The sequence below is a fragment of the Butyrivibrio sp. LC3010 genome, from assembly GCF_000424385.1.
Classification (GTDB): domain Bacteria; phylum Bacillota; class Clostridia; order Lachnospirales; family Lachnospiraceae; genus Butyrivibrio.
The window spans coordinates 138213-163565 of sequence record NZ_AUJU01000009.1; the positions used below are offsets into that span (position 1 = coordinate 138213).

The following is a 25353-nucleotide window of genomic DNA, read 5'->3' on the forward strand; positions in this document are numbered from 1 at the left end:
TGGTTACCGAAGCGCACATCTTTAGGGCGCTTATGGTATTCGCATCCTACCGGAATAAGTTTGATATAAACTGACGTTTATAGAGGAGTATTGAATTGAAGGGTGATAGGAAAACTTTTCGTTTACAGGTAATGTCTATAAACGGTATCTTTTATGACAATAGAGCATCAGAGATAATTTTACCCTGCGTTGATGGTGAGTTTGCCATTCTTGCTGATCATGAGGAGATGGTCCTTGCTATATATAACGGTAAAATGATCATCAGAGATGAGATAGGCGATAAAATAGAGGCAATAGTTGGTATTGGCTCTGCTCAGATTGCTAATAACAGGGTTATAGTCCTTGTTGATACTGTTGAGAGACCGGAAGATATTGACCGTAACAGAGCTCAAAGGGCGCTGGAGAGAGCTGAAGAAGAAATGCGCCAGAATAATTCAATTAAGGAATATTATACAGCTCAGGCAGCTATGGCCAGAGCCTTAAGCAGATTAAAGCATTCTGCTGATTATGGAATAGATTAAAAATAACTTTTAAGGAAAACAGATGAGAAATCAAACCTTTGATAAGTTAAAAGCTATAGCCTGTATACTGATTATTCTTATACATTGTAAATTTCCCTCTGTTTTTGGGGACTTGTGTGAAGCATTGGCACGTTTCGGCGTGCCGATGTTTTTTGCTATCGCGGGTGTTTACCTGGTAAAAAATGAAGATTCTGATATAAGATCAATCAGAAGTAATCTGTTAAGAAAACTAAAAAAAACCGTATCAATCACGTTTAAGGTATGGCTTATTTATACCGTTTATTCATTTATATATGCCATGACTGTGAAGTACGGAGCTTTAGAGTGGTTTAACGAGAAATTCAACTTGTTCGAGTTTTCAAGACTTATTCTTTTTAATTCCGGAAAATTTATATATGACTTTACATATGCATTTGATCATATGTGGTATTTATTTGCACTTATATATGTCTACGGTTTGTGCTATATCTTTGCTCCGCTTTTGAAAAAAGGAGCACTTCCAATAAGTGTAGTATTGATGGGATTTTTATATTTCGGAGAATTCCTTCAGATTTATTATCCTATAAGACCTTTTGGAATAAGTGTATCAGTATGGTATACGATCAGAAACTGGCTTTTTGTAGGCATACCTTTTACACTTCTTGGATATTATATAAAAAACAATAATGTTTCTTTAATGCTCAAGCAGCCTTTAACCGTAGGAAGTGTACTTACGATTACCGGCATTTTTTCTACACTCATGGAATTTAAAAAATGGGGATCCGTTGAGGTGTACTTTGGATCGCTTCTTATTGTCACAGGACTTTTAATAGCAGCTTGCAGTAATACTGATAAAAAGGATTCTGATAAGGAAGCTTCAATAGTTCACAGAAGTCTTGCATTTGTTGGAAGGGAGTTATCTTCAAATATCTATTTTTATCATGTTCTTGTAATCTCTCTTTTGGGATGGTGCATTGACAGGGTGAATGCTGAACTCTATGGAAGTGCAATTTTTATGTATTTAAGACCTGTAATAGTAATTACCATTACAATATTAATCTCGATTTTTATATATAAGGTGAAATTTATCACTATTAAAAACGATAAGAATCTGAGAAAATAGTTGGCATATTGTTTATATTAAAAGTATGATGTATTTATTGATAAATTATATTTGATAATTGCTGGAAGGTTTAAGGTATGACTAGAGAAAGTTTTTGGGAATTAGTTAAGAGCAAGGGATTGATGTTTCTGGATGGTGCAACAGGCACAAACCTTATGAAAGAAGGATTACCGGCAGGTGCATGTACAGAGGAATGGATACTGGATAATCCCGATATTATTAAGAAGCTTCAAAAGAGTTATGTAGAATCCGGAAGTGATATCTTATATGCTCCTACATTTACCGGTAACAGAATAAAGCTTAAGAATTTTGGGCTGGAAGACAGAATAGAAGAGATTAACTCAAGGCTTGTTGCCATAGCAAAGGAAAGTGCAGGTACAAAGGCGCTGATAGCTGGTGATCTTACCATGACCGGGAGACAGCTTAAGCCAATGGGAGATCTTGATTTTGAAGAACTCATAGATGTCTATAAGGAACAGATAAAAATTCTGGTGAAGGCTGGCTGTGATGTTCTTGTTGTGGAAACTATGATGAGCCTTCAGGAATGCAGGGCTGCAATGATTGCTGCAAAGGAAGTTTCTGATATAGCAGTAATGGTTACTCTTACCTTTGAAGCAGACGGAAGGACACTTTTTGGCACGGATGCAAAAACTGCGGCAATTGTTATGGAGTCTTTGGGAGCTGCTGCTGTAGGTGCCAATTGCGGTACGGGTCCCGATAATATGGCGGAAATCATCGCTGATATGGCATCTGTTACTTCAATTCCGATCATAGCAAAGCCTAATGCAGGACTACCTGTTGTTACACCTGATGGATCAACTGCCTATGACATGGAGTGCAGTGTATTTGTTCCTGAGATGGAAAAGCTTATAAAGGCAGGTGCAACTATCATTGGAGGTTGCTGCGGAACATCGCCTGAGTATATTAAAGGGATCCATGAAAAATACAAGGATTATCCTGTAACAGAGGATAGCCTTGAATATCCCGATGGAACGCCTTTTACAAGAAAACAGGACGGTATCCGTTTCCTTACCAGTGAGAGAATGCATGTGGCATTTAAACTGGATGATCCATTCATGATTGTTGGAGAGAGAATAAATCCCACCGGAAAGAAAAAACTTCAGGCTGAGCTTAGAGAAGGCAGGCTTGATATGGTCTGTGATTTTGTATCCAAGCAGGAAGAGGACGGCGCTGCAATTCTTGATGTCAATGTAGGAATGAGCGGTATTGATGAAAAGCAGATGATGAGTGATGTTCTCGATGAGATTATTCCTTTGACTTCACTTCCGCTCTGTATCGATACAAGTGATGAAGCCACAATGGAAATGGCGCTTAGAAAATATCCGGGACGAGCTTTGATGAACTCTATATCCCTGGAGAAGGATAAGGCTGAGCGTTTCCTTCCTCTGGCTAAGAAATATGGTGCAATGTTTATTGCGCTTCCTGTTGGCCCTAAAGGGTTACCGGGTAGCCTTGATGAGAAGCACGAATTTATAGACACTCTTTGCGAGAAAGCTTACGAGCTTGGACTTAGGAAAGAGGATATTGTTGTTGACGGACTGGTTGCAACAATTGGTGCCAATAAGAATGCTGCATTGGAGACTCTTTCTACTATTAGTTATTGCAAGGAGAATGGGCTTGCGACTATATGCGGACTTTCAAATATTTCATTTGGACTTCCTCAGAGAGCTTTCATTAACACTGCATTTTTAACCATGGCTATCGCAAATGGTCTTACCATGGCAATTTGCAATCCTTCTCAGGAGCTTTTGGTCAACAGCGCTTTTGCGTCAGATTTATTACGAAATAAAGAAGAAGCCGACCTTCGGTATATCGAAAGAATGGACCGCTATGATGGCATGAATGTGCAGGTGGCTTGCGTTCCAAAGGGACAAAAGCTTGTTGCTAAAAGTGAAGATACTGCAGAAACAGCTTCACAGGCAAATGCAGATGTGAAAGCTGATAAAAAATCAGATACCGCTAAAGAGAATGCGGCAAATCCTTTTGGGGCAGATGAAGCTACAGCGAATCTGTATATAAAAGTAAGGAATGATGTCTTAAAGGGTAATAAGCGAAATATTGAAAAAGACACTCTGGAAGCTGTAGATGGAGGGTGCGAGCCTAAGCTTATTTTAAATGAAGTTCTCATGCCTGCAATCAATGAAGTGGGTGAACTTTTTGATAAAGGAAAATATTTCCTTCCTCAGCTTATTGCCAGTGCAGAAGCAATGAAACTCAGCATTGCAAAGCTTGAGCCGCTACTTAAAGAAGCAGGCGGCGACAATGATAAAGAGAAGGAAACCATTGTTATTGCTACGGTTCATGGCGACATTCATGACATAGGCAAGAATCTTGTGGCACTTATGCTTAAGAATCACGGCTTTAATGTAATCGATCTTGGAAAGGATGTTCCAAGTGCAAAAATCGTTGATACAGCTATAGAATCCAATGCAAAAATAATTGCTCTTTCTGCACTTATGACGACAACTATGCAGGAAATGAAAAATGTAGTTAAGCTTGCAAAAGAAAAATCCTGCCCATCAAAAATAATTATTGGTGGTGCTGTTGTTACAGAGGATTATGCATGGGAAATCGGTGCAGACGGTTATTCATCAGATGCCGCCAATTGCGTGAGAGTTGTAAAGAAAATTATTGAGAATGCTTAAGATTTAAAATGAATTTTGAATATTAATATATGGAGGAATATCAATGAACGGTGCTCAGGCTATTGTTAAATGCTTGCAGGCAGAGAATGTTGATGTAGTGTATGGATACTCCGGTGTGGCAATCGCACCTTTTTATGATGCCCTGGGGGAGACAAATATTAAACAGATATTGATAAGAACCGAGCAAAATGCGGCACATTGTGCAAGCGGTTACGCAAGAATAAGTGGGAAAGTGGGCGTTTGTGCTGTAACAAGCGGCCCCGGAGCTACAAATCTTATTACAGGAATAGCGACTGCATATGCTGACAGTATACCCCTGGTATGCATTACAGGGCAGGTTAACAGCGAGCTGATTGGAAGTGATGTATTTCAGGAGGCAGACATTACAGGAGCTGCTGAATCATTTGTAAAATACAGTTATCTGATAAGGGATGTGAACAGCATTCCGAGAATATTCAAGGAGGCTTTTCATATCGCAAGTACTGGAAGAAAAGGTCCCGTACTAATTGATATTCCGATTGATATTCAGCAGCAGCTTATTACAAAGTTTTCATATCCTGAAAAGGTCAATATGAGAACTTATAAGCCAACTGTTGAGGGAAATGCTGCACAGATAAAAAAGGTTGTCAAGGAAGTTGCAAAGGCAAAGAGACCAATCATCTGTGTAGGAGGAGGTGTTCATCTTTCCGGAGCTACTAATGAGATCAGAAAGTTTGTTAAGGAAAATTGTATTCCTGTCGTATCAACCATGATGGGAATAGGTGTAATGGCATCAGAGGATCCTTACTACTTTGGTATGGTTGGCAATAATGGAAGACCCTGTGCCAACAGAGCACTCAATGAGTCTGATCTGTTACTGATGGTGGGAGCGAGAGTTGCGGACAGAGCCGTGAACAGACCTGACCTTATAACTGAGAATAAGGTTCTCATACATATAGATGTAGATCCTGCAGAGATCGGTAAAAACGTTGGACCTACAATTCCTCTGGTTGGCGATATAAAACACATCTTTAAGAAAATCAATGATTTTGAGGATGAAGAGGATCTTATCCATGAAAGAAAGGAATGGATAAAAACTCTTAATCAATACAAGGGAGAGATGCTTGAAAAGCGTCCTCTAATAGATACCACCAAGTACGTGGATCCCATGGATTTTCTTCATGAGCTTTCGAGAAAGCTCCCCGCTGATGCAATCTATGTGGCAGATGTTGGTCAGAACCAGATATGGTCCTGCAGATGGCATCTTGTCAGGGAAGGAAGATTTTTAACTTCAGGCGGAATGGGAACAATGGGATATTCAATACCTGCTGCCTTTGGTGCAAAATATGCCGCTCCGAATAAAAAGGTTGTTGCTGTTATGGGAGATGGTGCATTTCAGATGTCCATGATGGAACTTTCAACCATGAGACAGTATGGCATGAATGTAGGTATCATTGTTTTCTGCAACGGCTATCTTGGCATGGTAAGAGAGTATCAGCATTATGCCCTTAATGACAGATATAATATGGTTGAGCTTCACAACACACCAAAGCTTGATAAAATCGCAGAGGCCTATGACATGAAATATCTCAGGGCTTCATCAAAAGCTGAGGCAACAAAGCTGATTGATGAGCTTATGGTATCAGACGAAAGCATTTTGTGTGAAGTTGTAGTAGACCCTATGGACCTGGCCAAATAAAGATTAGAGGAGAAAAAATGAAGCGAATTTATTCTGTTTTGGTTGAAAATCATGCCGGTGTTTTGTCAAAGGTTGCCGGACTGTTTTCAAGAAGGAATTTTAATATTGATTCACTTGTGGTTGGTGAGACCAATTCCAAGGATGTCTCCTGTATGACAATTGTTTCCAGCGGTGATGAGCGAACAATTGAACAGATTGAGAAGCAGCTTAATAAAAAGCTTGATGTCATAAAAGTAAAAACCTTTAAGGAGAGCATGAGCATCTGCAGAGAGCTAACTCTTATAAAGGTGCGCTATAATCGCGAGAACAGACGAGATATCATGGAAAATTGTGACATCATGAAGGCACAAATAGTAGACATGAGCAAAAATATGATGATTATCCAGATATGTGATACACCTGAAAGGGTGGAAGTTTTTATAGAAATGTTGCGTACAGTTTCTATTGTTGAAATGGCCCGCACCGGAACTGTAGCACTCACAAAATGCAGTGAGAGTGAGAAGTAGCGGTATCTGATTAATTTTGATCAATAGTATCTGATTAAAATAAATCAATAATTTACAACGTTAAAGTTTTAAATAATAAAAGTATTTTATTGACTTTAAGAATAAAAGCGCATAAAATGTGAAGATATTAGATTATTTATATTTAGATATTAGATAATTTGTATTTTATATCAGATTATTTAAATTTAGTGGAGAAGTATGAAAAGAAAAGTTTTTCAATTGCTTGTAGATAATACATCCGGTGTTCTTACCAGGATATCAGCGCTGTTTGCCAGAAGAGGCTACAATATTGAGAGTATAACAGCAGGAACTACAGCAGATCCCAATTTTACAAGAATTACAATTGTGACATCCGGTGATGATGTCATACTGGACCAGATTGAGAAACAGGTTTCCAAACTTGTTGATGTCAGGGACATTCATGAACTTGAACCTGAAGAGAGCGTATACAGAGAACTGGCTCTTGTTAAGGTCAGGGCAGGTGAGAAGGAACGTGAAAATATTATGACTATCGCTAATATTTTCAGAGCCAATATTATAGACGTTACTCCTGAATCTCTGATTATCGAGATCACAGGTAACCAGTCAAAGGTAGATGCACTTCTTAAGATGCTTGAAGGACAGGAGATTCTTGAGCTGGCAAGAACCGGTATTGCAGGTCTTGGAAGAGGAACAGATAAGGTTATTCCAATTGAAGAGCTGCGAAACATGTAATTATTTAGATAGTGCCTTGAATTTATTTATGGTCAAACTGTTAACTCCGAAAACTGCTTAATTATGACTTAAGTGATTTTCGTCAGTATATAAAAACAATTTTTACGGAGGTAAGAAACATGTCACAGGAAGCACGTATTTTTTATCAGGAGGATTGCAATCTTTCACTTTTAGAAGGTAAGACAATTGCAATTATCGGCTATGGTTCTCAGGGCCATGCACATGCACTGAACCTTAAGGAGTCCGGATGCAATGTCATTATAGGCCTTTATGAAGGTTCAAAGAGCAAGGCTAAGGCTGAGGCACAGGGACTTAAGGTTTATAACACAAAAGAAGCAGCAAAGATGGCTGACGTGATTATGATTCTTATCAACGATGAGAAGCAGGCTAAGATGTACAAGGAAGACATCGAGCCCAACCTTGAGGCAGGCAATATGCTTATGTTTGCTCATGGTTTCAATATTCACTTTGGTCTTATCAATCCGCCCAAGGATGTTGATGTTACTATGATCGCTCCTAAGGCACCCGGCCACACAGTAAGAAGTGAGTATCAGGCTGGTAAGGGTACACCTTGTCTTGTTGCTGTATATCAGGATGCTACAGGTAAGGCTCTTGATAAGGCACTTGCATATGGCGCCGGAATCGGTGGAGCAAGAGCCGGTATCCTTGAGACAACTTTCAGAACAGAGACAGAGACAGACCTCTTCGGTGAACAGGCTGTTCTTTGCGGCGGTGTATGTGCACTTATGCAGGCTGGTTTTGAGACACTTGTTGATGCAGGTTATGATCCGAGAAACGCTTACTTCGAATGCGTTCACGAGATGAAGCTTATCGTAGACCTTATTTATCAGTCAGGTTTTGCAGGAATGAGATATTCAATCTCCAATACTGCTGAATATGGTGATTATGTAACAGGTCCCAAGATCGTTACTGAGGATACCAAGAAGGCTATGAAGAAGATTCTCTCAGATATCCAGGATGGTACATTTGCAAAAGAGTTCCTGCTTGATATGAGTGAGGCCGGTGGACAGGTTCACTTCAATGCTATGAGAAAGCTTGCTTCTGAGCATCCCGCTGAAAAGGTTGGCGCTGAGATCAGAAAGCTTTACAGCTGGAACAACGAAAACGACAAGCTTATCAACAACTGATAATAATAATAATTTTAAAGGAAGAGCTGCCGCTTAGCGGCAGCTCATTTTAGAAAATTATGGAATATTACAGAAACAGGTCTAATGGCTATAGAGCAGTGCAGCTTTTTGCGCTTTCCTTTACAATGTATATGGTAGCGGTTTTGCCATTCTTTATCAAAAGAGGCTTGCCGTTTTTCTATTATGGCGATTATAACGTTCAGCAGATTCCTTTTTATACTGTTGCCCATAGAGCAATAAGAAACGGTGATTTCTTTTATCTGTGGAATATGGATTTCGGAGGATCCCTGATAGGGAGTTTCTCTTTCTATCTTTTGGGAAGTCCTTTTTTCTGGCTTACCATTCCTTTTCCTGAGAATGCAATTCCATACTTAATGCCGCTTTTGATGGCAATGAAATATGGAATATGTGCAGTAACTGCTTATATTTTCATAAGGAGAAAAGTAATCCGTGATGAAGCTGCCATGATAGGAGCGCTTCTATATGCATTTTCCGGATTCAATGACTGTAATATTGTATTTAATCATTTTACTGATATAGTATGCTTTTTCCCGCTTTATTTGTATTCATTTGATAAGCTGATGGAAATTGATCATCATAAGGATCGTCTTTTGTTTGTTCCAGCCGGTAAAAAATTCATATTTTTTACGCTTATGACAACCTTAATGGCTGTTATAAATTATTATTTCTTTTTTGGAGAAGTGATTTTTTTACTTCTGTATTTTTTCACATGTTATGTGTCCGGAAATAAGATAAAACATATATTCAGAATGTTCTTCAGAGCATTATTGGGAGGATTTCTTGGCGTAGCCATAAGCGGATTTTATTTTCTCCAGGCCATATTGGGGGTTGCAGGGAACAACAGATTATCAAAGCTTTCTCTTGGATATGATTTTGTATCCTATGAAAGTATGAACATGCTATGGGATATCCTTAAGAGTATGGTAATGATTCCTGATATTATCGGGAAGGGAACGGTATTTTATACAACTCCTGTAAAGAATGCTTCGCTGGCTGTATTTCTTCCTTTTTTTGGATTATCAGGAGTAATCGCATACTTTTTGTTAAAGAAAAATAAAAAAGGTGGTTACAGAAAACTTTTAGCAGTAAGCCTTGTTATTGCATTGGTACCTGGATTAAATGCCATGTTTTCATTGCTGAATGAAAATTATTATGCCAGATGGTTTTATATGCCAATCCTGATTATGTCACTTGTAACATCAATTGTGATAGAGAGAGGTTCCTCATATCAGTTAAGAAAAGGCGTTCTGGCTACTTGCTTATTGTTTCTGCTGATTCTTGCGATATCAGTTTTGCCATCCTATGACCAGTATGGTGATATCACCTTTTTCGAACTGATATTCAATGAAAAGATTTTCTGGAGAGATGTTATCGGAACATCAATAATTCTGTTGTTACTGATTGTTTCAGTTTTTGCTGTGCCTAAATGTATAAGAAAAGTAAGGATTCCTTTTAGGGAGGATGCATTCCTTGTTTTAAAAAAGCCCATTATGAGAGTAGAGATAATGCTACTCTTTACAGTAATATCTTCAATTATCTCATTGTTTATAGTTTTGAAAAACGGAAGCGGACTTATAAGTGATTTTGGAAAAGAGCAATGGGAAAATCAGATGCTTTATTCTAAGCCAACGATTTCGGATGATGAATTTTTCAGAACTGAAACAGATGATACTGCCACAAATTATGATATGTTCTGGGGATATGGCTCACTACACAGCTTTATAAGTACGATACCTGCAGAAACCATCAATTTCCTGAAGGGAGCAGGTGATATAACAAGAAATGTTGAGACAAGGATACCCAAGGAAAACATCGGTCTTAGAGCAATATCATCAAACAAGTATTACTTTGAAAATTCACTGATAAATGATGAAGGCATATTTGAAACTGAAGGCGGAATAGATGGATTTATATATTTAAACTCAGAAAATGGAATAGATATTTACCGGAACACTAATTATATTCCGATGGGTTTTACTTATGATTATTGCATCAGTGAATCTGATTATGAAATGATAGATGATCAGATTATAAAAGACAGAATTTTATCGGTAGCAATGATTTTATCCGATGATGATGTTGAAAAATACAGTGGCATTATAAAAGAATTGCCTAAATCTTATTACAAAGAACAAATGCCGCTTGATCTTTTTAACAAAAACTGTCTGGACAGAGCCCAGAGCTCATGCCAGAAATTCGAGCCGGATACCAGGGGCTTTACTGCCATGACCAATAATTTTATGTCAGAAACGTTTATGTTTTTCTCAGTACCAAATATGAAAGGCTTTGATATTAAAGTAGACGGGAAAGAGGCAGAGATAATAAATGCTGACTATGGCATGATTGCGGTAAAGTTATCTGAGGGTGTTCATAACATTCGTGCTGATTTTTTACCTTATGGGTATAAAGAAGGAACGGTTATAAGCATCATCGGAATTGTAATATTATGCGCATATATTATGTTTGTACGTTTTTACAAAAAACGCTAAATATGGTATGTTTATTCAAGATATTTTCGGAAAAATTATAGATATAGAAAGGTGAGGAGTGATTGTAAATGGCAGGTATGACAATGAGCCAGAAAATTCTGGCAGCACACGCCGGTTTATCAGAAGTCAAGGCCGGACAGCTTATTGAAGCTGATCTTGATCTGGTACTTGGAAATGATATAACCAGTCCTGTGGCAATTAAGGAAATGGAAAAATTTAACTCTAAGGGAGTTTTTAACAAAGACAAAATAGCACTGGTTCCGGATCACTTTGTTCCGAACAAGGATATAAAGTCTGCAGAGAACTGCAAATGTGTACGTGAATTTGCAAAGAGAAATTCTATCACGAATTATTTCGAAGTCGGTCAGATGGGTATAGAGCATGCACTGCTGCCTGAAAAAGGCCTGACAGTTCCAGGAGACCTTATTATCGGTGCTGATTCACATACCTGTACATACGGTGCTCTCGGAGCTTTCAGTACAGGCGTAGGTTCTACTGATATGGCAGCCGGTATGGCTACAGGTAAAGCATGGTTTAAAGTGCCTTCAGCCATAAAGTTCAATCTGACAGGGAAGCTTAATGAATATGTAAGCGGTAAGGATGTCATTCTTCACATAATAGGTATGATCGGAGTTGACGGAGCTCTTTATAAATCAATGGAGTTTACCGGTGAAGGCGTAAAAGAGCTTTCAATGGATGACAGATTTACAATTGCCAACATGGCTATCGAGGCAGGCGGCAAAAACGGTATATTCCCTGTTGATGAAAAAGCAATCGAATATTTAAAAGAGCACGCTCCTAATAAAGAATATAAGATTTTTGAAGCTGATCCCGATGCGGTTTATGATGAAGAATATACGATTGATCTTAGTACGCTTAAGTCAACTGTTGCATTCCCTCATCTTCCTGAAAATACCCACACTTTTGATGAAATCGATGATATTAAGATCGATCAGGTTGTAATAGGTTCCTGCACTAACGGAAGAATTGACGATATCCGAATGGCAGCTAAAATCCTTAAGGGAAGAAAAGTTGCTGAAGGCATAAGATGTATCATCATTCCCGCAACTCAGGCTATCTATCTGCAGGCTATGGAGGAAGGGCTTCTTAAGACTTTCGTTGAAGCAGGAGCAGTCGTTTCTACGCCTACCTGTGGACCATGCCTTGGCGGATATATGGGAATTCTTGCATCAGGAGAGAGATGCGTATCAACAACCAATAGAAATTTTGTAGGCAGAATGGGAGCTACTGATTCTGAGATCTATCTTGCTTCACCTGCTGTTGCTGCGGCAAGTGCTGTGACCGGTAAGTTATCACAGCCAAGCGAACTTTAATGACAATATTATAGAAAGGCATAGGGATTATGAAGGAAGCAAGAGGAACTGTTTTCAAATTTGGTGATAATGTAGATACTGATGTTATCATTCCTGCAAGATATCTTAATACAACTGACCACGCAGAGCTTGCTGCTCATTGTATGGAAGATATAGATAAATCATTTATTAAAAATGTAAAGAAGGGTGACATAATCGTTGCCAATAAAAACTTTGGCTGCGGTTCATCAAGAGAGCATGCACCTATTGCCATTAAGGCTGCAGGTGTGTCCTGTGTAATTGCTGAAACTTTTGCAAGAATTTTTTACAGAAACAGTATCAATATCGGTTTACCCATTGTTGAATGTGAAGAAGCAGCAAAAGAGATAAATGCCGGCGATATAGTTAAGATTGACTTTGATACAGGTGTTATTGTTGATGAGACAACCGGTAAGTATTATCAGGGACAGGCATTTCCGCCTTTCATGCAGAAAATTATAGATTGTGAAGGACTGGTTAACTACATCAATGCAAAGTAATATCAGATTATTTATGGTAATCCCCTGCTACAATGAGCAGGAGGTATTACCTGAAACATCAAAAAGACTAGAAGCAAAATTAAATAGTCTTATTAATAAGGGAGTTATTTCAGATACAAGCAGGGTAGTACTTGTTGATGACGGATCAAAGGATACTACCTGGCAATTAATAGATGAACTTCATAAGAAGAATCCTCTTTTTCAGGGTGTAAAGCTATCCAGGAACAGAGGACATCAGAATGCACTTCTTGCAGGGCTTATGACTGTAAGAAGTGTTTGTGATGTGGCAATATCAATGGATGCTGACCTTCAGGATGACATTGATGCTATAGATGAGATGCTTCAAAAATATAAAGAGGGAGCTGAAATAGTCTATGGCGTAAGAAGCAGCAGACAGACAGACACCTTCTTTAAGCGCGGAACAGCCCAGGGCTATTACAAGCTCATGAACAGAATGGGTGCGGACATAGTTTATAATCATGCTGATTTCAGACTGATGAGTAGAGATGCGCTTGAGATGCTATCAGAATACTCTGAAGTCAATCTGTTTCTTCGCGGCATAGTTCCGATGATTGGCTTAAAAACAGATATTGTATATTACGAAAGATCAGAAAGATTCGCGGGAGAAAGTAAATATCCACTTATGAAAATGCTTTCATTTGCCTTTGAGGGTATTACATCTCTTAGTGTTAAGCCCATAAGATTTATATCCGGGCTTGGAGTATTTATTTTCTCAGTAAGCGTAATCATTCTTATTTATACACTTATAAGGCATTTTACAGGTAATACGATTCAGGGATGGACTACAACTGTTTTGTCCATATGGGCAATCGGCGGACTTACCATGATTTCCCTGGGTGTTATTGGCGAGTATATTGGTAAGATATACCTTGAAACCAAAAACAGACCAAGATACATTATCAGTGAATATCTTGGTGATAAGGATGATGTGGTTGATCTTATTGATGTCAAAGTAAAGAAATAATATCCGGAATAATATATTTGATACATTTTCCGGTTATTAATATAAGTTTTAGAGAGGTTTTAAAATGTCAGAACAGAAGAAAAAAAAGACTCCTGAAGATTTTAGAAAAGAGAGTGAGGCAAGCTTTAAGGTAAACCTTGCTAAAGGAAGCAGTGTCAAAAAAGTAATCGGCATTGTCAGTGGTAAAGGCGGAGTAGGAAAAAGTCTTGTTACAGGTTTATCAGCCTGTGCCATGAATAAAAAAGGATATAAAACAGCCGTTCTTGATGCTGATATCACCGGACCTTCAATCCCTAAAATGTTCGGAGCATCTCAGATAAAATACGCAGATGATGATGGTAATATGATTCCTTCAGAATCTGAAAACGGAATTAAGCTTGTGTCCATAAATCTTTTAATGGATAACGATACAGATCCCGTTATTTGGAGAGGACCTGTAATTGCAGGTGTTGTAAAGCAGTTCTGGGGTGAAGTAAGCTGGGGAGATATTGATTTCATGTTTGTAGATATGCCTCCGGGAACCGGAGATGTCCCGCTCACAGTATTCCAGTCTCTGCCTGTTGATGGCATCATTGTTGTGTCAACTCCTCAGGAGCTGGTTTCAATGATCGTTGAAAAAGCTGTCAACATGGCAAAAATGATGAATGTGCCGGTTATCGGTCTTGTTGAGAACATGAGCTATATGAATTGTCCTCATTGCGGAGAGCCTGTTTATGTATTTGGTGAGAGCAAAATTGATTCATATGCTGCTGCAAACGGACTTGATGTTCTTGCAAGAATTCCGCTTGATCCTGAGTTTGCATCAAAATGCGACAATGGAAAAATAGAAGACTACGAACCCGATTTTATGGATTCTCTTGTTTACAGACTTGAAAACTTATGATTACCGGAAGGTCTTAGTGTTTTACTATTTCTGTAGGTAAGGCTATAATAGAAATATGAAAAAAGGTCATAAGGAGTTCAATTTCAGAATTCCTTATGACATGATTTGGGGGAAGTGTTCTATGAAATGGAAGCCGGGGAAAAAGCAGTTAAGCATAATGGTGTCTGTGATTTTATGCAGTCTTGTAATTATGCTGATATACTATATTCTTTTCAACGGTTCCAGACTTACCAGGACAATCAACAACATTCTATCAATTCTTACGCCTATTATCATAGGCTGTGCTATCGGCTATATTTTAACACCACTTTTAAATGTTATTGAGAAAAAATGGATTTATTCTTTTTACAGGCTAAGAGGAATAGATTTAAATGACCGGCAGTATTTTAAGAAAAGACGACAGGTAAGGAAATTTAGTGTAGCAATTACCATTATTCTGTTTTTGGCAATCGTGTACGCTATGGTTCTTATTTTGGTGCCGCAGCTTATTAGAAGTATACGTGATATTATCCGTAATTTACCGTTCTATGTTAATAATTTACAACGGATCATGGACAAGTATCTGAATGATAATCCTGCGGTAAGACGGGTAGTTGACTCTGTTTTGCAGCAATACTCTACAAATATCAATAATATGCTTAAAGACTTTGTTGTTCCAAGCATATCAACCATGATAACAACCTTATCCAAAAGTATGATGAGTATAATAAGGGTATTCTTATATCTGATTGTAGGTATAGTTGTTGCAGTCTATATTCTTAATTCAAAGGAGAATTTCATCGGTCAGGGTAAGAAAATCTGCTATGCGTATCTTCGAAGGGATTTTGCAAATGAAGTGATTGGCGCATTCAGGTATGCGCATCATACCTTTACGAGTTTTCTTATAGGTAAGGTAGTGGATTCGCTTTTGGTCGGTCTTATATGTTTTATTGTGATCAGCTTTCTGAATATCCCTTATCCTATCGTACTTGCATTCGGTGTAGGAATTACAAATCTTATCCCGTTTTTTGGACCATATATCGGCGGCGGATTTGGATTTATACTTCTTATAATGATCAATCCGGTTAAGGCTTTGGTGTTTTTGGTTACAATAGTAATTCTCCAGCAGATTGACGGTAATATTTTAGGGCCGCTTATTCTTGGAAATTCCACCGGACTTTCCGGATTTTGGGTGATTTTTGCAATAATGGTGTTTGGCGGTATATGGGGGCCAATCGGATGGATCATTGGTGTTCCTGTATTTGCATGTATTTATACATTTTGCAGACATATTACCATGAAGAGACTGAGGGCAAAAAGGCTTCCGAGAGATACCTCAATTTACATAGAAACAGCATATATGGATGAGAACGGAATAGTACCTTTATCAGAGGCGGACAATACAAAATATTATGTCCATAATGAAGGGTCTACCTGGAGACGTATTTTTAAACTGTATAAAAAGAATAAAAAATATATCGAGCATGTACTGCCGAATAAAACAAATAATGATATAAACAGTGAAAATCAGGATGATTTCAGGATGGATGAAAATAATTCTGATGAAGATAAAAACGATGAAATCTGATGCATTCTTTTTGGTTGGAATATGACAATAGATTAATTTTGTAATGTATGCCATGTGAATTTAATGCTTAAATTCACACCTTGACACTTGATATAATGTAATTATAATTATTTTTAAAAAGCTAGCACTTTAAAGCGTTGAATTAGTATAACTAGCTTACTAAATCGGCTTAGGAGTATCTATCATCCCCTGAACTGATCAAGATAATTTTAGGAGGAGTAAATTTATGAGTAAGAAAGATTTGGATTGGTCAAGCATTGGATTTAATTATCATGTAGCGGATTATCGCTATGTATCAAACTACAAGGACGGAAAATGGGATGATGGAGAAATCACAACAGATGCAAAGATAGTTCTCAGTGAGGATGCCGGAGTTCTTCACTATGCGCAGGAGGTATTTGAAGGACTTAAAGCTTATGAGACTGAGGATGGTCACATCGTATGTTTCAGACCTGATCTTAATGCCACAAGAATGATGGATTCTGCAAGACGTCTTGAGATGCCGGAATTCCCTGCTGAAAGATTTATCAAGGCTGTTGAGGAAGTTGTAAAGGCAAATGAAGACTGGGTTCCTCCTTTTGGAAGCGGAGCAACACTTTACATCAGACCTTTAATGTTTGCTACCGGTAATGTTATCGGAGTTAAGCCTGCAGATGAATATCAGTTTAGAATTTTTGTAACACCTGTAGGACCTTACTTCAAGGGCGGCGCAAAACCGATCGTTGTTAAAATAAGTGATTTTGACAGAGCAGCACCGCATGGTACTGGAAATATCAAAGCCGGCTTAAACTATGCTATGAGTCTTCATGCAATTGTAACCGCACATGAAGAGGGCTTTGCTGAGAACGTATATCTTGATGCACAGAGCAGAACTTATATTGAGGAAACAGGCGGAGCTAATATTTTATTTGTAGATGAGAATGGTAATCTTGTAGTTCCTAAGTCATTTACTGATTCTATCCTTCCTTCAATAACAAGAAGATCAATCGTACAGGTTGCAAAGGATTATCTTGGACTTGAGGTTGATGAGAGACCTGTAAGACTTGATGAAGTTCATAACTTTAAGGAAATGGGTCTTTGCGGAACAGCTGCTGTTATAAGTCCTGTCGGTAAGATCAACGATCATGGCAAAGAGATTTGCTTCGAATCAGGTATGGATGAAATGGGTCCTGTTATCAAGAAGCTTTATGACACTCTGACAGGAATTCAGATGGGTGAAATTGAAGCTCCTGAAGGATGGGTACATGTAATTAAATAAGGAATAATTTGTACAACTCAGAGTATTTGTACAAGATTCTGGAGTGAATATAATATTTCGAAAACGTAAGAGGCGGACATGGTTGTATGTCCGTCTTTTTTTTCATATAGGAAATTCCGTTGGATTTCCTATATGATAAAAAGCACTCCGTGAGATGCGCAGCTCGCGGAAAGGTGTTATCATAAATACAACGCGTTCAGTAGATTTTAAGTAAAAAGAGGGGGAATTATGCTTGCACTTCTGGATGATATATTAGATCAAAATATAGATGCTATCGATGAAATGATACGCAAGGATTTTGGCGGTTTTATCATTACATTAGCGATTACATTTCTGATCATTTTGCTTATGGTTCTTGTGTATGTATTTTTTGTATGGGTATCCATTCAGATTAGTAGAAAGATATTTGCGTTTATACAGAAAAAACGCGGCAGGAAGATACACCTGCAGTTTGCTGAGAACCTTACCAAGGCTGCGATAATTTTTATTTTTATTGTAATACCTCTTGCAGGTGATCAGATACGAAAATCAATTCTCGGAAGTGCTGCTGTTATTGCGGCCATAGTCGGTTTTGCTGCACAGGATATAATCCAGGACGTTCTATCAGGACTTCTTATCAGTATTTACAAGCCCTTTGACCTTGGGGACAGGATTGAACTTGAGGACGGAACATCAGGCATAGTCGAGCGAATAACCATGAGACATGTGGTGGTTACACTCGTTGATACAGTCAGACTTGTAATCCCCAATAGCAAACTGAATAGTGCTGCACTAAAAAATTATAGTTATGATTATGTTCCAAGATCAGCACAGTTTAAGTTTCCGGTGGGCTATAACAGTGACATTGAAAAGACTAAGGAAATAATAGAAGGTGCAGTAGAAGAGAGTTCATATTCAGTTCCGGGTAAGAGAAATAAGAATGGTGAAAAAATATATTCGCCTGTATATTTTATTTCTTTAGAAGATAGCGCACTTATGATGATGGTTACGGTATATTATGACCACGCCACACCGACAGAAGTTCTTAAGGACGATATAAACACCAGAGTATATATGGCACTCGAAAATGCAGGAATAGAGGTGCCTTATCCTCACGAAACTGTTTTGCTAAAACAATAGTGAGATGAGACTTTTTACATAATCGTCAAAATATCTTGTAATTGATGTTATAATGATAATTACGTGAATTAATTTATGACTAGTGTTGTTGGGAGGTTTTAGAGTAAATAATGAAGAATCTTAAGGAGAGTAAATATTTCAAAATATCTGTTGCTGCTATAGCTACGATAGCAATTAGCTATGTAGCAATACTTATACTTGGTCAGGCAGGGAATTTCCTTAGAGGCTTGCTTGGAGGAATAGTATGGATATTTAATGTTATTGCTCCGATGATACTTGGTATGATATTTGCATATCTTCTTATGCCAATCATGGACTTTTTTGACAGGCTCCTTGGAAAAATCAAATTCTTTTCAAAGAAAGATGGTTTTAGGCGAGGAATTTCAGTTTTTCTTACTTTTGCAATGATTTTTATTCTGCTTTTCGCATTATTATCATTAATCATTTCAACCTTTACTTCAAAAATTCAATTTGTAACTATTGATGAACTTTCAGGAATGATTCAGTACATTGGAGTCCAGGCATATAATTTTTATGAGAATCTGAGAAAAGCACTTTTATCGAGATTTGACATAGCTATTCCTTCGATTGAAAACATGGTAAACGCAGCTAAAAAGAATATCTCAAATATTGATTCAAAAAGTGGTGTTGGATATTTCACTTCCTTTGGATCAGGACTCCTTGGTGCAGTTAATATCGTCAAGAATACAGTTGTGAATTTCTTTTTTGGTGTTATTTTCAGCATATACTTTATGTATGACTCCAAGATTTATGGATACTGGAAAAATGCTTTCAAAAGCATTTTTGGTGATAAGGTCTATGGTGTATGCGCTGAAATAGTCGGTGATTTGGATAAATGCTTTGCCGGTTACATCAGAGGACAGCTTGCGGATGCAATATTCATGATCGTTGTTGTTAGTATTTCCTTTGGAATCGCAGGTGTTCCCTATGCAGCTCTGATTGGTGTTGCTACCGGTATCGGTAATCTTGTGCCTTATGTTGGGCCTTTTGTAGCTTATGGAATGACAATAGTAAGCTGTGCTATGAATGGACAATTCAAAATGCTTGCTATAGGTATAGTCATAATATTTATTATCCAGACCATTGATGGAAATATAGTCAATCCCAAGCTCCTTAGTAATAGCGTAAATGTCCATCCGGTGCTTGTCATTGTAGCTTTACTTTTTGGAGGCTCTATTGGCGGATTCATAGGTATGCTTGTTTCGGTACCTATTGCAGCATTTATAAAGATTCAGTTTGACAAGCTTTTAAAAATTCTCGAAATTCGAAGAGGCCATAGGAATGAAAATAAATAAAGGGCACAGAACATACTTGCTTATGATAATTATTTTGACTGCTGCTTTATTTGTTATGGCACTTAATTATTTCACTTCGGAAAATGGCAATTATGTGGAAATCAGTGTAAACGGAAATGTTGTAAATAAGCTTCCTCTTTCTAAAAATACCACGTTTAGAATTAATGGTTATGATGGTGGGCAAAATACAATAATTATTCAGGATGGTTTTTGCTATGTTAATGAAGCTGATTGTCCTGATAAGCTCTGTATAAAACAGGGTAAGATATCAAAATCGGGAGAATCAATAATTTGCCTGCCACATAGAGTTGTTGCAACTGTCATAAATGAAAATGAGAACAAAGTAGATACAATTTCAAAATAGAACAGAGAATTTAGTGGGCTATTTTCGTTTATGCCCACAAGAAGTCAGAGTTTTATAAAGGAATTAAATTCATTTGATGATGAACATCTCGATGCTCTGGCTATCAGAAATGATTATAGAAATTATTCATATAGACAGATGTTCAGGCGCTTTGATATGTATGCAGAAGTTTTTTCTGCTTTGGGCATGACTGATGAAAACAATTCCTGTGTAGGGATGCTGCCCGGCTTTTCTACAGAAGCGATATTTTCCTTTTATGCTCTTAATATGACCGGAGCTATAGTATCAATGCTTCATTATCTTGACTTTTTGGAAACCGGTCGCTTTGATAAGATGATTGAAAAAGAAGGCATAACGGATCTTATATTATGTGACAGGAAGATTGATGTAAAGCTGTTGGAAGATGTCGTATCTTCAAAAAAGAGGTTAGGAATAAGAAATATTATTGTTCTTCATACCAGCCAAAAGAAGACAAATGGACTAAATCAAATGGCAGAACAGCATAAGAATGAATACAGGATGCTGAAGCAGGTAAAAGGTGTCCTTTTTATGCCTGATCTTCTAAAAAAATATGAGGCTATGCCTATCCATTACGGGAAGGACGCATTACGTGATGATGCGCTTGTAATGCATACTTCGGGAACAACTAATGGTATACATAAGCCTGTTCCTTTATCCGACAGAGGAATAAATGAATCTGCCGCAAGACTTCTTCGCTGTGAATGGTTTAAAAAATTCAAAAAACCTATTACAACAATTCTTTCGATGGAACCTACTGCGGCATATGCATTGATGGATATGGTTCATTTACCATTTTCTTTCGGCGGATGTGTTGTCATGCTTGCTGATGGTGCCAGAGGACCACAGCTGGTTACATATATTAAGCAGTATGAAATCAATGTCCTGTTTGCAGCACCTATGGCATTTGATTTGCTTAACAAACTACCATTTAAGATTGATTTGTCTTCTCTTGAGTTTGTTTTTATTGGAGGCGCATATCTTTCTGCTGAAAAGAGGAAAAAGTGTAATTCAGTTTTAAAGAAATGTGGTTCTGACGCAAAAGTTTCAATTGGCTATGGTGCAACTGAAATAGGTGGTGCGGCAATTCTTTCTTCTCCTGAAAGAAATGATGATTCCATGGGATATCCTTTGCCTGGAATAAAGGTAAAGATATTTGATGAAAAAGAAGAAAAATTCTATAACCTTGAAGATGGGCAAAGGACAGGAGTCCTTTATTTGGCCTCACCATCTGTAAGTAATGGTGTTTTAAATGGGATAGAATTTTTTGAGCTTGAAGAGATAGATGGTGATAAATATTTAAATACTTTTGATCTTGTAAGAGTAAACGAAGACGGTAGTTTAAATTGCATCGGAAGAATGAATAAGTTCTTTGTTAATAATGAAGGTATCAGATTTGATGCAGGACTAATAGAAACTGCTTTTAGCGCTGAAAAAGGAATTGAAGCCTGCGGACTTGTCCCTAAATATGACAAGCTGCTTCACGATACAGTTCCGGTACTATATGTAAAGACTGGAAATAGTGGCGAGAAAGCAAAGGAAACAATTATAGATGCGCTTATCGATGTATTTATTAGTAAGAATTTATTAGAGGATACTAACATTCCTGGAATTCTTTCAATATGTGACAATGTTCCTTTAAATGATGCCGGAAAAGTTGATGTGTATCAGATAATACAAAATAATATCAAGGGCGAGGAATATGTAATTAAGCCTGTGAGACGAGGCGGAAAAGTAGTTGATTTCAAAATAAGACCATATGAGTTTGGTTTCGGACTTATTCATACTGTTCCTGAAGAACTGAGAAATGATGCCAAGGCTGCTAAAAGGTTCTTTAAGAAAATGAGTAACATGAATAACCATCCGGGAATGGGTATGCCCGGTATGGGTGCATCCGGAATGGGAATGCCTGGTATGGGAGCACAGGGAATCCATGGAGGTGCTATGTCAGGTTATGGTATGCAAGGACAAAATATGAATGGACAATGCATGCCTTGTGATTTTATTCCGGGAGAAATTGACCTTCAGCGTCTGATACAGCTTATTCAGAACATGGCTATCCAGCAAGGGCAAATTATTAACCAAATGTATTCATCAGGCAATTTGGTACAACCAGGAAATGGCTATAACTTTATGACGCAAGGAGAATTTGTTCAGCCTTATATGGGTTGTGTTCAGATTCCACGTAATTGTGCGGGTTGTACAAACAATCGTATGCCGCAAGGTGGTATGGGATGCGCCAATAATATGATGCCACAGGGTGGTATGGGATGTGCCAATAGTATGATGCCACAGGGTGGTATGGGATGCGCCAATAATATAATGCCGCAAGGCATGGGATGCGCTAATAACCAGATGTCTGATATGGGGTATCAGCAAAATCCTAATGCTGGTGGATATAATGGCGGAAGCATGATGAATAATCCTTCTATTACTGATATTCTGAGTAAGTTATTTAATGCATCTGATTTTAACAAATACTATGAAGATTAATATTTGAGGTATTACATATGAATCCGGTTCTTGCACATTTGATGAAAAATGCAAGAAGTCATTCTAGCCATGTTTCGAATGTTATTGATGAGAATGTAAATATTCCTGACGACCTTGAAGAAGTTTTTGACCGTGAATATCTTGGAATTGATGGTAATAAACTGTTTGCAGATATATACCGCCCCAAAGGGCGGTATATATCTGAGCTTCCAATAGTTATTTTTGCTCATGGTGGGGGACTTTTTATTGGAAACAGAAAATTCAACCGATTATTCTGTGAGATTTTAGCGAAAATAGGATATTTGGTTTTTTCAATAGATTATCGACTTATTGATGAAGCTGATGCAATCGGAGAAATATCGGATGTCTGCTCAGCTATTAAATTTGTTACTGATTGTGCTGAAGAATTTGGTGGTGACCTTAATAACGTATTTTTGATTGGTGAAAGCGCGGGAGCTTTCCTTTCTTTGTATGCCAGTGTTGTTGCGAACTCTGATATTTTTTCAGGAATCATTTATAAACCTGATAGGTTCTGCAGGGTTAAAGGGCTTATATGCATAAGTGGAATGCTCTATACAACCCTTAATGATCCCATCGGAATGGTGTACAAAGATGATTTATACGGAAAAAGGGCTAAAAATAAGAGCTTTATGAAGCTTATGAACCCAAATAATGAAGAGATTATGTCTGCACTGCCGCCCATATTTCTTATCACCAGCAGCGGGGATTTTCTAAAACGTTATTCTTTGAAATTCGCCAAAAAATTAAAACGTGAAAATCATATGCATGAGCTAGTATATTTCAAAAATGCTAATCATTTAAAGCATGCATTTATTTCAATGCTGCCACTTTTACCTGAAAGCGCAGAAACTTTATCAAAAATAAAAAAGTGGACTTTGAATCTGAGAAAGTAGTGAATGAGGGGAAGATGGATATAAGAATTTATGAAAACGTTAAAGAAGATGTTATGGTTTTAGGATGGCCTGAAAGAATCTGTTATGGAATCGGTGATATTCCGATTGGAATAATCATGAGTATGATGGCGTCATATCTGATGATATATATGACAAATGTAGCATTTTTAGATATGGCTATCCTGTCAACACTTATAGCAGTATCAAAAGGTCTTGATGGTGTTTCTGATATTTTAATCGGAAATATAATAGATAATACGAATTCAAAATATGGTAAAGCGAGAGTCTGGATACTTAGGATTTGTGTGCCGCTTGCGATATCTCTGTTTTTAATGTTTTCTATGCCTCCAGCATTGCCTGCAGCGGCCAAATACGTTTATTTTTTTGTTCTTTATAATCTTATAAATACATGCTTGTTCACATTTATGAATATAGCTCATTTTTCGCTTTTGTCACTTATGACAAAAAGCGGAATGGAGCATGGAATGTTAAGCAATATTAGTTCGTTATTCACAAGCATTTTCAGACTGATATTTAACGTTTCATTTGTTCCGCTTCTTATATTTTTTTCAAAAAATCCTGAAAATCCTTACACTCAAAGAGGATTTACATCAGTGATTCTCATTATGTGCGCTTTCATAATTATTGGAAGTCTTGTAAGTGTATTCGGAACAAAAGAGAGAAGAGAAGACTCACTTTCTTTGGAACATAAAAGGCAGAGAATACCGATATTTAAGTCATTAGGAGTACTTATTAGTAACAAGTATTGGCTAACGATGATAATTCAATCAATAATAATGGCTATTCTCTTTTCAGGTGCATTTACATTTAATATATATTACTGTACTTATATATTAAGAGATCCTGCAAGTTTAGGCCTGATTTCGGTATGTAATACACTTCCCGGGATTGCAATAAAATTTCTTATGCCGTCTATTATTAGAAAATTCGATAATTTTGGCACTTTTATTCTGGGACAGTTTATAGGTTTTATTGCAGCTATAGGAATCTTTTTATCTGCACCAAACCTTAACATAATGATAATATTTTTCATGATAAGTGGTGTAGGAATGGGTATCTCGATGCCGTCACTTTGGGGTGTTTTAGCTGATGTTATAAGATTTACAGAAAAGAAAAACGGCGTTTTTTCTGCAGGAATAGCTAATGCAGGCATATCCGCTGCAAATAAAATAGGAGCAGGTGCAGCATCAGTTGTTTTAGGATTCGCTATGTCAGCTGCAGGGTTCAATGCAGCAAATGGAATGACGCAGCCAGATACAGTGCTAAGAGTGATCACGTTTTTCTTTATTGTTGCACCTTTAATTGGTCAATCTATAGCGTTTATCACTTCTTCGATAATTTTTAATAAAAACTGTGAAATAAGACAGTTGATAGCTAAAGATCGGAAATAATTCAATTTAAAAAATAAATCAAAAAAATTTCAAAAATAAGCAATATATGGTTGGAATTTATATAATTTCAAACTATTATATTGCTTATATCTTTTTAAATATAAAAAAGATAGTGTCAAATAATCTATGAAAAAACTGGGTCAAAAAAATAGGCTCAGATGAACCTTGAAAAATGCAGATATTTAGATTGAGGTAGCCGGACGCCACCCTTGACAGCACAAAAAATAACTGCTGACGGTTAATCACCGACGGCGAAGAACTCAAGAACAATCAGATTTTCTCCGTCGTTTGCAGCAGTGTAGCAGTTATTTTTTGTGCCATCAAGGG

20 protein-coding genes are annotated in these 25353 nt (G+C 37.5%); all 20 read left to right on the forward strand.

The annotated features are described in order from the left end of the window. Nucleotides 1-95: 95 nt before the first annotated feature. The 20 genes from atpC (at nt 96) to G622_RS0108775 (ending at nt 25026) form a co-directional block, all read left to right on the forward strand. Nucleotides 96-521, forward strand: coding sequence for an ATP synthase F1 subunit epsilon (gene atpC, locus G622_RS0108680; protein ID WP_242832984.1), 426 nt, complete (start codon nt 96-98; stop codon nt 519-521). Nucleotides 522-543: 22 nt separating this feature from the next. After that, a complete protein-coding gene (locus G622_RS0108685; protein ID WP_026510398.1) occupies nt 544-1623 on the forward strand; it encodes an acyltransferase family protein in 1080 nt (359 codons plus the stop codon). Between the two features lie 77 nt (nt 1624-1700). Continuing rightward, a complete protein-coding gene (locus G622_RS0108690) occupies nt 1701-4289 on the forward strand; it encodes a homocysteine S-methyltransferase family protein (RefSeq protein WP_026510399.1) in 2589 nt (862 codons plus the stop codon). Nucleotides 4290-4332: 43 nt separating this feature from the next. Continuing rightward, on the forward strand, nt 4333-5967 hold the full coding sequence (gene ilvB / locus G622_RS0108695) for a biosynthetic-type acetolactate synthase large subunit (RefSeq protein WP_026510400.1): 1635 nt from the start codon (nt 4333-4335) through the stop codon (nt 5965-5967). Between the two features lie 17 nt (nt 5968-5984). Beyond that, nucleotides 5985-6473, forward strand: coding sequence for an acetolactate synthase small subunit (gene ilvN / locus G622_RS0108700; RefSeq protein WP_026510401.1), 489 nt, complete (start codon nt 5985-5987; stop codon nt 6471-6473). A 198-nt stretch (nt 6474-6671) separates the two neighbouring features. Further along, nucleotides 6672-7187 carry an acetolactate synthase small subunit gene (gene ilvN / locus G622_RS0108705; RefSeq protein ID WP_026510402.1) on the forward strand — a complete coding sequence of 172 codons (516 nt, stop codon included), beginning with the start codon at nt 6672-6674 and terminating at the stop codon, nt 7185-7187. Nucleotides 7188-7306: 119 nt separating this feature from the next. Beyond that, on the forward strand, nt 7307-8335 hold the full coding sequence (ilvC, locus tag G622_RS0108710) for a ketol-acid reductoisomerase (protein ID WP_026510403.1): 1029 nt from the start codon (nt 7307-7309) through the stop codon (nt 8333-8335). Between the two features lie 59 nt (nt 8336-8394). Further along, nucleotides 8395-10845, forward strand: coding sequence for a YfhO family protein (locus G622_RS24530; RefSeq protein ID WP_049945758.1), 2451 nt, complete (start codon nt 8395-8397; stop codon nt 10843-10845). Between the two features lie 68 nt (nt 10846-10913). Continuing rightward, a complete protein-coding gene (leuC, locus tag G622_RS0108720) occupies nt 10914-12179 on the forward strand; it encodes a 3-isopropylmalate dehydratase large subunit (RefSeq protein ID WP_026510404.1) in 1266 nt (421 codons plus the stop codon). Between the two features lie 29 nt (nt 12180-12208). Then, the gene (gene leuD, locus G622_RS0108725; protein ID WP_026510405.1) at nt 12209-12697 is read left to right on the forward strand and encodes a 3-isopropylmalate dehydratase small subunit; all 489 of its coding nucleotides are present in this window, start codon (nt 12209-12211) and stop codon (nt 12695-12697) included. Next, nucleotides 12687-13682 carry a glycosyltransferase family 2 protein gene (locus G622_RS22255; protein WP_044957380.1) on the forward strand — a complete coding sequence of 332 codons (996 nt, stop codon included), beginning with the start codon at nt 12687-12689 and terminating at the stop codon, nt 13680-13682. Before leuD ends, G622_RS22255 begins: the two co-directional genes overlap by 11 nt. Nucleotides 13683-13746: 64 nt before the next feature. Next, the gene (locus G622_RS0108735; protein ID WP_026510406.1) at nt 13747-14565 is read left to right on the forward strand and encodes an Mrp/NBP35 family ATP-binding protein; all 819 of its coding nucleotides are present in this window, start codon (nt 13747-13749) and stop codon (nt 14563-14565) included. Between the two features lie 121 nt (nt 14566-14686). Continuing rightward, a complete protein-coding gene (locus G622_RS0108740; protein ID WP_026510407.1) occupies nt 14687-16132 on the forward strand; it encodes an AI-2E family transporter in 1446 nt (481 codons plus the stop codon). Nucleotides 16133-16358: 226 nt separating this feature from the next. Continuing rightward, nucleotides 16359-17390 carry a branched-chain amino acid aminotransferase gene (locus tag G622_RS0108745; RefSeq protein WP_026510408.1) on the forward strand — a complete coding sequence of 344 codons (1032 nt, stop codon included), beginning with the start codon at nt 16359-16361 and terminating at the stop codon, nt 17388-17390. A 228-nt stretch (nt 17391-17618) separates the two neighbouring features. Then, nucleotides 17619-18509, forward strand: coding sequence for a mechanosensitive ion channel family protein (locus G622_RS0108750; protein ID WP_026510409.1), 891 nt, complete (start codon nt 17619-17621; stop codon nt 18507-18509). A gap of 110 nt (nt 18510-18619) precedes the next feature. Next, nucleotides 18620-19825 carry an AI-2E family transporter gene (locus G622_RS0108755; protein ID WP_026510410.1) on the forward strand — a complete coding sequence of 402 codons (1206 nt, stop codon included), beginning with the start codon at nt 18620-18622 and terminating at the stop codon, nt 19823-19825. Next, nucleotides 19812-20189: a NusG domain II-containing protein gene (locus tag G622_RS0108760; RefSeq protein WP_026510411.1), complete on the forward strand. Its 378-nt coding sequence runs from the start codon at nt 19812-19814 to the stop codon at nt 20187-20189. Before G622_RS0108755 ends, G622_RS0108760 begins: the two co-directional genes overlap by 14 nt. Before the next feature lie 30 nt (nt 20190-20219). Next, a complete protein-coding gene (locus G622_RS0108765) occupies nt 20220-22700 on the forward strand; it encodes an AMP-binding protein (protein WP_026510412.1) in 2481 nt (826 codons plus the stop codon). Nucleotides 22701-22717: 17 nt separating this feature from the next. Then, the gene (locus tag G622_RS22260; RefSeq protein WP_049945759.1) at nt 22718-23614 is read left to right on the forward strand and encodes an alpha/beta hydrolase; all 897 of its coding nucleotides are present in this window, start codon (nt 22718-22720) and stop codon (nt 23612-23614) included. Between the two features lie 14 nt (nt 23615-23628). After that, on the forward strand, nt 23629-25026 hold the full coding sequence (locus G622_RS0108775; RefSeq protein ID WP_026510413.1) for an MFS transporter: 1398 nt from the start codon (nt 23629-23631) through the stop codon (nt 25024-25026). Nucleotides 25027-25353: the final 327 nt, after the last annotated feature.